Source organism: Stieleria tagensis (genome assembly GCF_024129865.1).
GTDB classification, from domain to species: domain Bacteria; phylum Planctomycetota; class Planctomycetia; order Pirellulales; family Pirellulaceae; genus Stieleria; species Stieleria tagensis.
On record NZ_JAMYFE010000017.1, the window covers coordinates 17,643 to 31,987 of the forward strand.

12 protein-coding genes are annotated in these 14,345 nt (G+C 55.4%); 8 read left to right on the forward strand and 4 right to left on the reverse strand.

Annotated features, from left to right (window positions below):
* Window positions 1–57: 57 nt before the first annotated feature.
* The 8 genes from NHH03_RS02315 (at window position 58) to NHH03_RS02350 (ending at window position 9,381) form a co-directional block, all read left to right on the forward strand.
* Entirely contained in the window at window positions 58–1,395 is a 1,338-nt protein-coding gene (locus NHH03_RS02315) for a glycosyltransferase (RefSeq protein WP_253154124.1), read from the forward strand.
* Between the two features lie 154 nt (window positions 1,396–1,549).
* Window positions 1,550–2,299: a DUF268 domain-containing protein gene (locus NHH03_RS02320; protein WP_253154125.1), complete on the forward strand. Its 750-nt coding sequence runs from the start codon at window positions 1,550–1,552 to the stop codon at window positions 2,297–2,299.
* On the forward strand, window positions 2,296–3,018 hold the full coding sequence (locus tag NHH03_RS02325) for a class I SAM-dependent methyltransferase (RefSeq protein ID WP_253154126.1): 723 nt from the start codon (window positions 2,296–2,298) through the stop codon (window positions 3,016–3,018). Before NHH03_RS02320 ends, NHH03_RS02325 begins: the two co-directional genes overlap by 4 nt.
* Window positions 3,019–3,092: 74 nt before the next feature.
* A complete protein-coding gene (locus tag NHH03_RS02330) occupies window positions 3,093–4,226 on the forward strand; it encodes a CgeB family protein (RefSeq protein ID WP_253154127.1) in 1,134 nt (377 codons plus the stop codon).
* Window positions 4,227–4,251: 25 nt separating this feature from the next.
* Window positions 4,252–5,424, forward strand: coding sequence for a glycosyltransferase family 4 protein (locus NHH03_RS02335; protein ID WP_253154128.1), 1,173 nt, complete (start codon window positions 4,252–4,254; stop codon window positions 5,422–5,424).
* 105 nt (window positions 5,425–5,529) lie between these two features.
* Window positions 5,530–6,348 carry an FkbM family methyltransferase gene (locus NHH03_RS02340; protein WP_253154129.1) on the forward strand — a complete coding sequence of 273 codons (819 nt, stop codon included), beginning with the start codon at window positions 5,530–5,532 and terminating at the stop codon, window positions 6,346–6,348.
* Between the two features lie 194 nt (window positions 6,349–6,542).
* Complete coding sequence (gene asnB, locus NHH03_RS02345; protein WP_261364042.1) at window positions 6,543–8,402, forward strand: asparagine synthase (glutamine-hydrolyzing); 1,860 nt, start codon at window positions 6,543–6,545, stop codon at window positions 8,400–8,402.
* 52 nt (window positions 8,403–8,454) lie between these two features.
* The gene (locus tag NHH03_RS02350) at window positions 8,455–9,381 is read left to right on the forward strand and encodes a glycosyltransferase family 2 protein (protein WP_253154131.1); all 927 of its coding nucleotides are present in this window, start codon (window positions 8,455–8,457) and stop codon (window positions 9,379–9,381) included.
* 185 nt (window positions 9,382–9,566) lie between these two features.
* Here the strand turns inward: NHH03_RS02350 and NHH03_RS02355 are convergent, their stop codons facing one another.
* From NHH03_RS02355 to NHH03_RS02370, 4 genes are all read right to left on the reverse strand, one after another.
* Window positions 9,567–10,154, reverse strand: a complete 588-nt coding sequence (locus NHH03_RS02355; RefSeq protein WP_253154132.1) for a YcxB family protein — start codon at window positions 10,152–10,154, stop codon at window positions 9,567–9,569.
* 351 nt (window positions 10,155–10,505) lie between these two features.
* Window positions 10,506–10,979 carry a hypothetical protein gene (locus NHH03_RS02360; RefSeq protein ID WP_253154133.1) on the reverse strand — a complete coding sequence of 158 codons (474 nt, stop codon included), beginning with the start codon at window positions 10,977–10,979 and terminating at the stop codon, window positions 10,506–10,508.
* A 719-nt stretch (window positions 10,980–11,698) separates the two neighbouring features.
* A complete protein-coding gene (locus tag NHH03_RS02365; protein WP_253154134.1) occupies window positions 11,699–11,941 on the reverse strand; it encodes a hypothetical protein in 243 nt (80 codons plus the stop codon).
* A 939-nt stretch (window positions 11,942–12,880) separates the two neighbouring features.
* Window positions 12,881–13,759 carry a DUF4272 domain-containing protein gene (locus tag NHH03_RS02370; protein WP_253154135.1) on the reverse strand — a complete coding sequence of 293 codons (879 nt, stop codon included), beginning with the start codon at window positions 13,757–13,759 and terminating at the stop codon, window positions 12,881–12,883.
* Window positions 13,760–14,345 lie beyond the last annotated feature (586 nt).

Sequence of the window (14,345 nt, forward strand, 5' to 3'; positions counted from 1 at the left end):
GCTTGCTGGTCGCGCAGGCCAATCTAAGTCAGTTTTGTCCAAATCCTGGGGGTTCAAGTGTCGCCAACGTCCGTCCACAAACGTCCGCTCGCGGTCGACATGCTGAACACGGGAATGGTTGGCGGCGCGGCGGTTGCCGCGGCGCGATTGCACGAGGGTTTGCTTGCAAAAGGAATCGACAGCCGACTTTGGAACAAACCCGCCCGGCGACCCGACGACGAACAAGAATCATCCAGCCGTCCCCTGAATCTAGAACTGCCCCTCAGTTGGCGGGCTCAGTTCGACGCGGCCCGGTCCAAACTGCGAGACAAACGCGAGCTGCGCGGGCGAAGTCCGTCGCTGGAGTTGTTCACCACGCCTTGGCGAAGTCATCCAACCCCGATCGACGCGAGCACGCTGTCCGGGGATCTGTTTCACCTGCACTGGGTCAATCGCTGGTTGGACTGGACCAGCTTCTTCGGCTCCATTGCGAATGATTTTCCAGTGGTTTGGACCCTGCACGACATGAACCCCATCACCGGTGGTTGCCATCATGCCGATGGTTGCGATGCCTTTCAGCGAGGCTGTGGGAATTGTCCCCAGTTGGCCATGGGAAAACGGGCGCCAAATGACATTTCCAAACGTGGCTTCGACGTCAAATACCATTCCTATGCTGGAAAAAACTTACACATTGCCACGCCCAGTCGCTGGCTACAGCGGCACGCCGAAAACAGCGGGCTGGTGCAACAGGCGACCGTTCAAACGATCTACAACGGTGTCGATCTGACTGAATTTCGCCCGCTTGATAAACAGCGTGCGAGGCAAGAATTAGGACTGCCCAACGACCGCACGATCATCGGATTTGGAGCGGCGTCTCTGAGCAATCCGCGGAAAGGAATGCAAGAATTCTTCCGCGCAGTGTCAAAACTGAGTGCACCGGCGGAGGTGCTGTGCCTGGGATTCGGAGATCACTCCAAGGCTCCATCGTTTCATCAGCTGCCCGAGGTCCATACGACGGGTTTCTTGACGACCCCGGACCAGCTTGCCCGCGTCTACTCGGCTGCGGACGTGTTCGTCATGCCATCACTGGGTGAAAACATGCCGCAAACCGTTGTCGAAGCGATGGCCTGCGGCACGCCCACGGTCGCGTTTCGAGTCGGCGGTATCCCGGAAATTGTGATCCCAGGGGAAACCGGCATGCTAGCCGACCTGGGCAACTGCGATCAACTTGGCCGCGGCATCCAATGGATGATCGATCATCCCACCGAGCGCCGCCAAATGGGCCAGCGATCGCGCGAACTTGTTTGTCGTGAGTTCGATTTGGACGTGCAAACCGAGAAATATCTCAGTCTGTACCAGCGTGCCATCCAGGCAACTGACGAAATGAAGTCGCGGCACTATGCACGCAGCGCCTGACCCTCGATAGCGGGTGTAGAAAAAACGCTCTTGCACTAGGGGGGTGGCATTTCATAGCGTGCCAATCAACGTCGCAAGATCGTGCGCCGATGCCATGTGGCTGTGCCTACATCGTTGTGAACCAGACGCAAATGCCGAGTCAAGCAAACCAACTATGAGAATTCATCGACTGGTGCCCGGATGGCAAGTCCCCAATCGCATGCTGAACCTATTGCGTTTTTCACGCGACTACCAGCAGTTTCAGCGATCATCGCAGAGCACTTCTCGGCAATCCGCGCAGTGGGCCGATCGATACCCATGTTTGGAAGACCGCACGGCCAATACCGGATTCGATCGCCACTACATCTATCACACCGCTTGGGCCTCGCGCGTACTGGCCAAGCTTCGGCCTGAAAAACACATCGACATTTCATCGTCACTGTATTTCGTCAGCAACGTTTCGGCGTTTGTGCCGATGGAGTTCTACGATTATCGCCCGGCGAATCTGAAGCTGGACAATCTGGTCGGTCGCCAAGCGGACCTTCAAGACCTGCCATTCGAAGACAACAGTGTCGAATCGTTGTCGTGCATGCATGTGGTCGAACACGTCGGCCTGGGTCGCTACGGCGATCCGATCGACGCCGAGGGTGATCTCAAAGCGATGCAAGAATTGCAGCGTGTCATCGCCCCAGGTGGTTCTCTGCTGTTTGTGACTCCAGTGGGTCGACCACGCGTTTGTTTCAATGCCCATCGCGTCTATAGCTATGACCAAATCCTGGAGAGTTTCTCCGATTTGGAGCTCAACGAGTTTGCATTGATTCCCGATGATACCGAAAAAGGTGGTTTGATGGTCGACCCCGACCCCGCCATCGTTTCACAGCAGAGCTATGGATGCGGCTGTTTTTGGCTAAGGAGAGCTAGATGAATTCTGTAGGACAAGGCAACGATGCCGGGCGCGTCCGTTGGATCGAATCGCAACTGAGTGACTTGTCCAAGGGCGCAAGGATCCTTGATGCGGGCGCCGGTGAACAACGGTTCCGTCCGTGCTGCGATCACCTGGAGTATGTGTCGCAAGATTTCGGCGAATACAATCCCGAGCAGAAGAAGCAGGGACTGCAGATGGAAAAATGGTCGTACGGAAAACTCGACCATGTCTGTGACATTTCTGACGTGCCCGAACCAGACCATTCGTTCGACGCAATCCTGTGCACCGAAGTCTTTGAACATCTGCCGGATCCACTTTCTGCGATCCGCGAGTTTTCAAGACTGCTTCGCCCCGGCGGCAAACTACTGCTAACCGCGCCGTTTGTCAGTCTGACACATTTTGCCCCGTATCACTTTGCGACGGGATTCAACCGCTACTTCTATGAAACCCATCTGGGCGCCTGCGGATTCCAGATCGATGACATTTCGCCCAACGGCAATTTCTTTGAACTGGTCGCACAAGAGGTTCGTCGAGTCGGTTGGGCCGGGTCACATTACTCCGGCCAACGCATGCGACCTTGGGAAAAACTCGCCCGCAAGGTGATGCTGCGGATGTTGGAACGATTCAGTCGCAACGATCAGGGTTCGACGGAATTGGCATGTTACGGGCTGCAAGTCGTTGCCACGTATCGACCCAACGCTCAACAGATGGCAGCCTGAACTCGTCCCGTCAAACGCGACGGGTCACGTTGAAGCGACTCGAATCCACCCCATTGTTTTGATACGCACCGCCAATGAGAATTTTTTACGCTGCCCCGGATTACGCCCTCGATAGCAGTATGGTGGCGACTCAGCTGTGGCGCGCGAATCTGCATGACTCGCTGGTGGATCTTGGGCATCAGGTGGTCGAATTTGACATCGACTACAAACCCTTCAATTTCTGTCTGGATCCCAAGACGGAAGAACAGCATCGCATTGTCAATGAAAACCGGACCCACTTTAGTGAGTCGCTGATCCGTCAGCTTCACGCGGCACACCGACAACAACCGATCGATCTGTTCTTCAGCTATTTCTACTCGGCATACGTCGATCCTCAAGTGATTCGTGACATCGGGAAACTTGGGATTCCGACGGTCAATTGGTTTTGCAACGCGTCGTACCAGTTTCATCTGGTCGAAGAGATTTCCGCTGCCTACGACTATTGCTTGGTACCAGAAAAGTTTCGACTGCAAGACTATCGAGATGCCGGGGCGAACCCGATCTATTGCCAGGAAGCCGCCAATCCAAACGTCTATCGGTCGTATGACTTGAAACGCGACTATCCGATCACCTTCGTCGGACAGAATTACGGCAATCGGTCACACTATCTCGGTTCGCTGCATCAAGCGGGTCTGGATATTCGCGCCTGGGGACCCTTGTGGAACAAAGAACCCGATCCGATTTCCGGCTTCAAGCAATTGCGTCGCAGAGTCCGCAATTATCTCAAAGGCCGACCCGTTCAACAGCGGTTGCCACTGGAGTGTTGCGGACCGCCGTTGTCAGATGATGATCTGATCAAAATGTACAGCCGCAGCAAAATCAGCCTGGGCTTTTCCGCAGTGGCCGAATTGCCCAGCGATGGATCCGAACCGATTCGTCAGGTCCGGCTGCGAGATTTCGAAGCCACCATGAGTGGCGCGTTTTACCTGGTCGAAGCCTTTGACGAATTGACGGACTTCTTTGAACCCGATCACGAGATCGTGTTTTACCGCAACGAAGAAGAACTGATCGACAAGGCGCGCTACTATCTCAGCAACGATCAAGCACGTGAACGAATTCGCATTGCGGGAATGAATCGCGCCAGATCAGAACACACTTGGCAACAACGGTTTGATAGCTGTTTTGCCAAAATGGGTCTGAACGATCACGGACACAAGCGTTCCGCCTAACGGCGCCGAAAAGGATTTTCGAACAATGACATCACCGCCCACATTGTTGCTGGTCAGCAAATACGCGCTGTACCCTCCCCATTGGCGGGCGATGAGCGAAATCTGCAATCGATATTCTGTGCGCGCCGCGGTGATCGCCGCAGCACCACCGGAATTGCCCGCCGTGCATCAGCAACTCGGCTGGATTGATCTGCAGACCGCTCGCGATGAGTCGTTTGCGCCGGACATCCGCTTGCTACCAGAAACCGACAAACGAAAACGGCGCGTCTGGTTGGCACAAACCCTTGCTGAAATTCAACCCGATGCGATCTGGTTGCAACAAGAACCTACGGAGTCTCTTTCTTTAGACGTGCTCCGCGTTTTCCGCCACGATCGTCGTCGCAACCCATCGGGACCGCGTATCGTTTCCGCGGTGTGCGAAAACATTTTTCGGCCGGGACCGCCCTGGCGCAAGTTTGCCCGCAGTGCCCTGTGGTCGCGGCTTGACACTCTGTTGGCAACCTCCCAGGAATCGATCCACGGTATCCGACACGCCGGAATGCCGCGCAGTGTGCCTGCCGAAACATTGGTCGCCGGTATGGAGGGGCCGCCGGACAACGTGGAACCGTTGCCGATGCCTGTGGGAAATGATCCCGATCGGTTCTTGATCGGATTTGCCGGACGCATCTGCCATGAAAAAGGCTGGAAGGTTCTGCTGGAAGCGATTCGATCGCTCGACCCCCGGTTTTGTGTCGCCTTGGCCGGCAGCGGTCCTCAAGATCACGAGTTGAAACAGTGGTGCGAAGAATCTGAATTTCGTCACCGCGTTCACCATGTCGGATTGCTACCCAAAGCGGATTTGTGGCGGTTCTACCAAGCGGTTGACTGTTTAGTGTTGCCATCGCTAACCCTGCCCCGCTGGAAAGAACAATTCGGCGGCGTGCTAGCCGATGCCATGGCGATGGGTTTACCAATCGTGGGCTCCGACAGCGGCGCGATTCCGGAAGTCATCGGCCCGGCGGGCCGGATCACTCCCGAAGGCGACTCCCAAGCCCTCGCAGCGGCCCTGATCGAGCTCGACAGCGATCGTGAGCTGGCGGCGCGGATTGGTCATCTTTCACGAACGCGGTTTGACAACGAGTTTTCGATTCCGGCTTACGCCAGAAAAATCGCCTCGTCATTAAGGCTTCCCGAACTTCATGCCAGCAAAGTCGCGTGAGAGAAATCTGGCTCGGATCGTCGATAGATCTCCGACACAAATTTCACCGCACAGTGACCAGCACCTTTTCCGGTCCTTCACTCCAACGACAATTGAATCGATCTAATGAAACGAACTCTGAAGACCGTCTATCGACAACTGTTCTGCAACCGCGTCTCCTACAAATTCAACAATTTGTTGTACGAATGCAGTCTGCACGGTCTGGGCGTGATGAACTACGAAAGCTCTCGCGTTAGCGGTGAAGCTCACTTTGTTCAGTCCGCGCTTCCACGTTTCCTGGGCGATGTTGCCGCGCCAACCTTCGTCGATGTGGGCGCCAACGTCGGTGACTACACGCGAATGCTTAGCAAGCAGTTTCCCACCAGTCGCATCGTTTCAATTGAACCACACCCAAAGAATTTCACGAAGCTGCAACAATCTGTTTCGTCGAATGTCACCGTGGTCAACGCCGCGTTGGGCGCTGAACCGGGATCGACCATCCTGTTTGATCGTGACGATTGCGATGGCAGTTGCCATGCGTCGGTGTACGAAGACGTGATCACCGACCACCACCATCAACAAACCACGTCAACCAATGTGACCGTCGATACACTCGACGCCGTGGTCAGTCGCCATGGGATCCAACAGATCGACTTACTCAAAATCGATACCGAAGGCCACGAGCGCGAGGTTTTGAACGGAGCCAAGGATGTGATAGCCAGTGGTGCAATCAAAGTGCTGCAGATCGAGTTCAACGCGCTGAACGTCTACAGCCGGACGTTCCTGCGAGATTTCCGACTGTTGTTGCCGAACTTTCAATTCTATCGCCTGCTGCCGCATTCGATGATCCCGATTCCCACGAACACGATGAAGTCAGAAATCTTTGGATTTCAAAACGTCGTCTGCGTTCGAGACGATTTGGTATCCAGTCGACGCGCCGCCTAAACGCTCGTGCTGTGTCAAACGTAATACCTAGCGCTCCGTCCATAGTTAATGGCGTAAGCTTCCAGATTGCGATTCACCCGATGTGGTGATGGCAAGCTGGAAGCTTACCCCACTTTTAAAAGTGGACGGGGCACTAGGGTTGCTCGTTCGATCGGAACCTACCTCAATCAAACTCGATTCGAGACAATCGACACATGTGTGGAATTGCCGTCCTCTGCTCCCATCGATCGTCAAACGATCACACCATCGATCGGATGATCGAGACGTTGCATCATCGCGGCCCCGATTCATTTGGCAGCGAATCAGCCGCTGGTTGCCAACTTGCGCATCGCAGGTTGGAAATCATTGATCCCAGCGGCGGCGCCCAACCCATGTGGGACGATACCAAACGGTATTGCCTGACGTTCAACGGCGAGATCTACAACTTTCGCGAGTTGCGTCAAGAATTGCAGAGCCGTGGGGTTCGACTGCACACCCACTCCGACACCGAAGCCTTGCTATTGGCTTACCGAGAGTATGGCGACGCGGTCGTCGACAAACTCAATGGTCAGTTCGCCTTTGCGATTTGGGATGACCAGCAAAAGACGCTTTTTGCTGCCCGCGATCGACTCGGTGAAAAACCCCTGTATTGGGCTGAAACACCAACGGGCGAGTTGCTGATCGCCTCGGAATTGAAGGCCATCCTGGCATCGGGGCTGATCAATCCCCAGATCGATCGCGGCGCCGTCGACGGGTATTTGTCACTGCTGTACGTTCCACCGAGCTGTACGATCTATGAGAATGTCCACTCGCTGGCGCCCGGCCATGCACTGCAGTGGCGCAGCGGACGCATGAAGCAATGGCAGTACTGGCGGCCCGCGCTGTCGACATGCCAGATCGACCGGCCGGACGCCGTACGAGAGATTCGGCGACTGGTCGAGCAAGCCGTGCAACGGCAAATGGTGGCCGACACTCGCGTCGGCGCCTTTCTCAGCGGCGGCCTCGACTCCGCCACCATCGTTGGATTGATGGCACAGCACACGTCGTCCCCCGTGATGACATTCTCGGCCGGATTTGACGATCTGATCAACGAGTTGCCGTATGCGCGATCGGTGGCCGAGATGTACGGCACCGAACACAACGAAATCAATGTCGACATTCCCGTTGCCGAGATGCTGCAGCAAATGGCAGCGGTGTACGACGAGCCGTTTGCAGATTCATCGAACTTGCCCACCTATTTGATCTCGCAGTTCGCCAGTCAGAAAGTCAAAGTGGTTTTGACCGGCGATGCCGGTGACGAGTTGTTTGGTGGTTACGATTGGTACAAGCCGCTGCTGATTCAAGATTCTCTTAGCGGCAACTTGGGATCTCAAACGTTCTATCGTCTGGCTGCGAAAATGCCGCTGTTTGGCTGGCGCAAACAGGCTTCGCGCCGCTTCAAACACCTCCGCGCCAAACAACGCTTCCCCGATGTCTGGGACCGGCATCTCGATTTTGTGTCGGCTACCTCGGCAACGCATCGCCAACAACTTTGGCAGTCGACGATGCCGTCGATGAACGAGCAATCGATGCGCGAGTCGTTCTTTCCCGCGGAGTCGGTCAGTGGCATTGATCGCGCCACAGAATTTGACGTCCGCTGTTATTTGCCCGGCGATATCCTGGTGAAAGTGGATCGCGCCGCGATGGCACACGGATTGGAAACACGCAGTCCGTTCCTGGATGTCGATCTCGTCGAATTCATGCTTAGCTTGCCGGTCCACCTGCGCTTCGGTGGACCAGGACTGAAATCGTTGCTGCGCGAGGCATGCGGCGATTTGTGGCCGCCTTCGATACGCAATCGCAACAAGCAGGGATTCGGCGCGCCGATCGCAGCCTGGCTGCAGCGCCCCGACGTGCAATCGTTGCTCGACCAAGTTCTGAACGAAAGCGGCCTGTTGTGCGAATTACTGCCCGGCGCGGTCCAGTTCCGTAACCGAGAACGACGACAGCCGCATGTGGTTTGGAGTCTCTTGTGTCTGGGGCTATGGCTCGATCGGCATGCCGCCGCAGTGGCCCCTCTACAGCAAGCGGCTTGACGAATGCGGGCAGCGAGACAGATGAAAATTGAGTTTTGGGAAGACCGCTAGGATGAGTGCACTGATCAATCCGTCTGTCAGCGTGGTGATGTCCGTGCACAACGGCCAGGACTATCTGGACGCTGCCGTGCAAAGCGTACTGTCCCAGACCTATCGCGATTTCGAGTTCTTGATCATCGACGACGGTTCCTCGGATCGTTCGCCGGCAATCCTTCGCGAGTTCAGCAGTCGCGACAATCGAGTGCGTGTGATCAGCCAGGCCAACACCGGACTGACGCGTGCGCTCAACCGCGGGATCGAATCGGCTCGCGGGCGTTTCGTTGCTCGAATGGATGCCGATGATCTGTGCGAACCATCGCGGTTTGCCGAACAAACGCAGTTCTTGGACGACAATCCAAGTTGTGTCGCAGTCGGGTGCCAGCTTTCCCTGATCGATCCCGATGGGGATTTTCTAGCGTATCGCAATGCCCCTCAAACCCACGATGACATTGTCTCGCGTCTGCTGAATGGCATCGGCGCGATTCCGCACCCTTCGGCCATGATTCGTCGCGAAACTCTGTGCGCCGTCGGTGGCTATCGCGAAGAATTTCAGTTCGCGCAAGATCTGGATCTCTGGTTGCGACTCAGTGAACAAGGCAGCCTGGCAAACCTGGACAAGCCGCTGCTGCGGTACCGGTTGCACTGCAGTTCGCTGACGACCCAAAAACGCGCGGTCCAGTTGGAGTGCGCACGCCGGGCGGTTGCTGAGGCCTTTGTTCGTCGCGGCATCAAGGATTTTGTTCCACCATCGATGGCACATTCCACCCCGTCTGCCTCCCAAGTCCTTCGCTCCTGGACCCGGATGGCGCTTCGCACTGGCAATCGAACCGCCGCCTGGAAACACTGCCGGCATGCCGTCGCCGCCGCCCCCTGTTCGATCAGCAATCTGGGCATGCTCGGTGACTGGCTACGATACGGATTCCTAACGAATCGTTCGTAACACGTCCCACCCAGTCGCCAGGCCGGAGGCCGACAAACCCACGGCCGTGGTCGTCAGGCCACGGATGTCAGGCACATCGGTTCCCCAGGCCCAGCGGACGACACACACAATCGGTACCGAGTCTCTCGCGCTCCGCGTCGCCAGGAAACAGAACTGATGCCATCACCACCGTGCTTCCACTGATTTCAAATCGCGTGTTGGTGATTCGCAAATTCATGGAGTGCGAAATCCCGGAACCGCGCAGCGTCCGCGGCAGTCGAAAACGCCGACCACGGGATCCAGGGCGAAGATGTATCCGATTGATAGAGCAGTACGCCATCGTCGAAAATCTCAGCCACCTTGAATGCGGACCACGGCACGGTCACTCCATATCCCAGTGCCTGGACCTGATAGCCGGCGTCCGAAATCTCGATCTCACACTCAGCGTTCAACCAAGGAGAACGAGACAGGGTGAAGCGATAATACAGGTCATCGATCCGGTAGGCAAAAAACGATCCGATCACGAATGCGGCAAACGCAAATCCAAAAAGAGGCTCCGCATTGACAACAAGCATCGCGGAAATCACTAACAGAAAGACCGAAATAGGCCAGCGAACATACAGCCAGCGTTTTCGCATCGGATTGCGTTCCCGTATCCGAGCAAACGCATCCATCAAATAACCGGTGTTCATCTGCAGGGTTAAGCAAATCGGCTGGGCGAGCAATGAGCCAGGTGACGAGTCGAGTTGAACAGACTTTGGCGGTTCATACGGATTGTGCGGTGTGTTCGCCATTCTGCATCGCGAAGGAGTTTACATTTCAGTCGGTCAACCGAAACCCAAACCAAATCGACTCCGTAACTTCAGTTCCTGGCATTGTTCGCGCATTGGGTCACGACGACCGCCCGAGCCATTGTCGCTACTGGCCAATGTAATCCATTGGAATTGCTCTGAGAAATTCGAGCGGCGGACCAACTTCCAGCGTTGCTCCCTATCTTCCTGGTTTCGGACGCCATCGTTGGTGTGGAGGATTTATCCGACCAAGCATGACACGTTCTGCTTTTGAGATCGCCAGTCACTCTTCAAATTTGACCGAGAACCCATGCCAATATCGCCGTGCTTCACGCGGTGTCAATTTCTGTTTGATTACCTGATTTCTGCAGTCTCAGGTTGCAATTGCCGGGTAGGATTTGTCCGATTGGCATGCAGTGCAGTGTAGCAAACAAGCCCATAGGCAGTGGCCCAAGCGAGACCGAAAATCGCCATGCCACTCATCTCGTTCCAGAGGTAAGCGTACCAATCAATCTGATACTGAACGTCCTGATAGGCTATGTATGGATTGTCTAAAGCAGCGCGACCATACGAATGCAATAAACACCAAACGAGAGAGACTAAGTAGTGCACCACCATCGCCGTTGATGTCTTCAGATGTAGGCGAAGATGCAGAATACAAGTGATTGCCGTCGGCGAAAAACAGAGAAGTTCAGGCCACTCGCCGTCTGAAAAACTCACGCCGCCCCGGTACGCCGCGAAATGCAGTGCCACAATCGCGGTGAATGCAAGTAAGTCGATAATCCGAAAACGGCGACGTCCCAACGGCTTTTCATGCGGACACTGCATCAGGGGAAACGCTCCATCTCTTGATTTGCGTCGGGTGACGAAACGCGATCTCTCTGGGTGCAGGAGGTACACCGATAGATTGGGCGTTGAACTTTGTCGACCATCACGTGGATCGAGTTGGTGAGGAAGCGATCCGCGTCAGAATGATTCTATCGCACAGGATTGCTGTGATGTCATTCCCGCAAGAGACCACTGCAGCGCGGGGGAGAGAAGCTGCGGCGGGCGCTGATTCCGTTGCACCGTCTACCTGCGTTTCCAGGTAGCCATCGGCCTCGCGGAGGCACCAAGGCACGGAGAATCATTGTTGATCCAAACAATGTGATTGAAGTCCACCCCTCGTTTCGGATGCTTCGTTGGTGTGGAGGATTTATCCGACCAAGCATGACGTGTTCTGCTTGCGATTCGGTCGGATGAATCCTCCACACCAACGAGGGCAAACAGCCTAAAGTCACATTCAAGTTCAAACCGGCAGTGTCGGCCAATGGGTCGGGCACATTCGACTGGCCACACGAGGTCCACCGTCGCCATAACCGAGTTGCCCCCCAATCCACCGAGCCTGCGAAACTGCCGCCCGTCGGCATCAGGCAACCTCAACCGGCCTTCTTGAACAGAGAATTGAGCATCGGCTCTTCCGCTCAAATAACCTGCCTCTCTTCAGGATCGATAGAGAACCAATGCCAACACCGCCCTGCCTTCCCGCGATATCAAATTTTTCTTGGTTATCCGCCGTTCGGAGTCGTTAGGTGACGGTCCGACGAAGGCCGCAAGCGCCGGTGATAGTCAAAGCCCCAGACGAAAAGCAAGAATGCAACGGTAAAGCAAACGCCGCTCAAACCTTGGTCATACTGCCCCTCGGCAAGCGACGTCGCGCCTAGCAATGCAACAGCAATGGCGGCAATCCAGGCGGCACGCCGCGAACGACGGCAATACAGGGCATTTTGATTGTCAGATGCGCGGTTCATTTGGTGATCCTTAGTGCGGGCAATCATCGTCCGATGTTTCCGGTAATGGAGTAGGCATCAGCAAGCAAATGTGTGGGCGCGCGAATCGACAAATTTTCAGTCGGATAAAGAACTGATGTGGACGGATCAATGACCCTGGCCCAATCATTTGCTCTGACCACGCTCGATTGCTCCACCCACGAGGAAGCTTGGCACATCGGGCGAGACTGCAGCGCGGGAGAGAAACTGCGGCAGGCGATGATTCCGTTGCACCTTCGACCTGCGTTTCCAGGTACCAATCGGTCTCGCGGAGGCACCAAGGCACGGAGAATCAATGTTGATCCAAACAAAGCGTTTGAAGTCCACCCCTCGTTTCGGATGCTTCGTTGGTGTGGAGGATTTATCCGACCATGCATGACGTGTTCTGCTTGCGATTCGGTCGGATGAATCCTCCACACCAACGAGGGCAAACAGCCTAAAGTCACTTTCAAGTTCAAACCGGCAGTGATGGCCAATGGATCTGGCACATTCGAGTGGCAACACGAGGTCCACCGTCGCCATGACCGAGTTACCCCCAATCCACCGAGCCTGCGAAACTGCCGCCCGTCGGCATCACGCAACCGGTCTGCGCCGACACCGGTCGATCAGCGAGAAACGGACTTCCAAGCGTCAGTCACCTCGCTTCGAAACGCCACCAACCCTTCCCACATGACTGGGTTCACTCAAGCGAGTTTCTGCAGATCCAGTCACATGCGGCACAAAAAGTCGCCCTCCGCACTGCAGCATCGGGTGCAAATCCCAATGGGGCGTCGCCGACTCCGGCCTTCTTGAACAAAGAATTTGAGCATTGGCTCGTCCGCTCAAATAACCAGCCCCTCTTCAGGATCGATAGAGAACCAATGCCAACACCGCCGTGCTTTCACGCGATGTCAAATTCTTATTGGTTCTGCAACATTTGATCTAGGTTGGCGTATCAACGTGATCCCAATCTTTCGGCTTCAAGAAGTCGACCAACCAGTTCAGCGTATAGTGCCTTTGTTCAACGACGCCGACAGCAGCGCACATTGTGACGGAGACCGCGTTGTAATCCTGCGACCAATCAAGATCATCGGGAATAATTCCGCCGTGATTTAGGTGCGCGTTCCGAATCGCCCAATGAATCCGCATGATCAAATCTTGAGCATCAAGTATCTCGGCCTTGCTTCGCAGCCTGGCATCGGCAATGAAAGCAGGATTGGATTCATGCGGCTTGAGAATCTCGACCACCTTGGGGACATCACACATGCCGTTCGGCCAGTTTAGTTCTTCAACGTGACCAAGAGCCCACAAAAGAACCCAAATGCTCTCAAGACGCCACACAAGTTCTTGGCTTTCGGCGGGCTCCGGATCATCATCCTGTAGAAATCGTTTTTCTTCTGGACTGACGGTATCCCAGAGATCGAGTCCTTCGATCAATTCCATTGCCTCCTTCTGCGGAATCCCTTCAGCCCGCAGCTCGACCGCCCACAATACGAGTGTTCGTCGTGCTACATCCTGCGGGTTTTGAAGCGTGACTTCGTCGTCATCGACGAACAACGGTCCGGAGTAAACCGGAGCGTTGCGTTTCTTGAGTTCTTCAAATGACCGCAAAGCTCGCTTCCGTTGTCGGTCGTTTGCGTGCTCCCAAGTTTCGGGCGAAGGATATGTGTGCATTTGAGGCGTGCCAGCGAATTCGTCCAAGTTGCGGTCATGTTGCGATGGTTTGGCTGTACCTCTGTTGGCAGGTTTGGCGTTCTCTTGGGAACAGCCAACGAGGAAGTGGAAGGCGAAACCGATCATCACGGACAGGACTAATCGCATAGGACACTTGTTGCAGAACGGTAGACATCATGCGGGACGGGCGATAGACGAGCAAGCAGACCAACAACCGCGACTCCCGTCCTTATGGTCATACCGCATCCATCTTAATGGCTTGACCATGCCGGAGCCAGTTGCGCAGCTCAAGGCAATCGAAAAGCCATTAGGGTTTGTATTCCCTGTTTGCCACTGGTTTCCCGTTGTGGTGTCACAAGATTCTAACCTTGCCGCATTGACCTCCGGTCCCTCTCAGATCCGGACGTGCCACTTTCTAGCATCCAGCTCCCAAACTTCACTTGGCAAGGCCATTCCCAGCGGGCGAAAAACAGGCGCCTCGCCCCGGGTACACGCGGTGGAGTCCGCAGACCGAGGTGCGAGCAACTGTCATTCGGTTGTCCCGTGACAATAGCAAAGCTGCAATCCAGTCGAGTTATCATCCATCATTCGCCACTGAGTGCGATGGATGCTCGATCCGAATCGCGTGAAGCCCTGACCGCCTTCCCTTCACCAGCATTACCCGGCTTCACTCCACTTGATTGGTTGATTGGTCGTCAAGCTTCTGCGGTACTATTCGGTCATCCGACTCCCT

Coding starts and splice junctions, on each gene's coding strand:
- NHH03_RS02320 (WP_253154125.1), top strand. CDS start 1,550: ATGAGAATTCATCGACTGGTGCCCGGATGGCAAGTCCCCAATCGCATG.
- NHH03_RS02325 (WP_253154126.1), top strand. CDS start 2,296: ATGAATTCTGTAGGACAAGGCAACGATGCCGGGCGCGTCCGTTGGATC.
- NHH03_RS02330 (WP_253154127.1), top strand. CDS start 3,093: ATGAGAATTTTTTACGCTGCCCCGGATTACGCCCTCGATAGCAGTATG.
- NHH03_RS02335 (WP_253154128.1), top strand. CDS start 4,252: ATGACATCACCGCCCACATTGTTGCTGGTCAGCAAATACGCGCTGTAC.
- NHH03_RS02340 (WP_253154129.1), top strand. CDS start 5,530: ATGAAACGAACTCTGAAGACCGTCTATCGACAACTGTTCTGCAACCGC.
- asnB (WP_261364042.1), top strand. CDS start 6,543: ATGTGTGGAATTGCCGTCCTCTGCTCCCATCGATCGTCAAACGATCAC.
- NHH03_RS02350 (WP_253154131.1), top strand. CDS start 8,455: ATGAGTGCACTGATCAATCCGTCTGTCAGCGTGGTGATGTCCGTGCAC.
- NHH03_RS02355 (WP_253154132.1), bottom strand. CDS start 10,154: ATGGCGAACACACCGCACAATCCGTATGAACCGCCAAAGTCTGTTCAA.
- NHH03_RS02360 (WP_253154133.1), bottom strand. CDS start 10,979: ATGCAGTGTCCGCATGAAAAGCCGTTGGGACGTCGCCGTTTTCGGATT.
- NHH03_RS02365 (WP_253154134.1), bottom strand. CDS start 11,941: ATGAACCGCGCATCTGACAATCAAAATGCCCTGTATTGCCGTCGTTCG.
- NHH03_RS02370 (WP_253154135.1), bottom strand. CDS start 13,759: ATGCGATTAGTCCTGTCCGTGATGATCGGTTTCGCCTTCCACTTCCTC.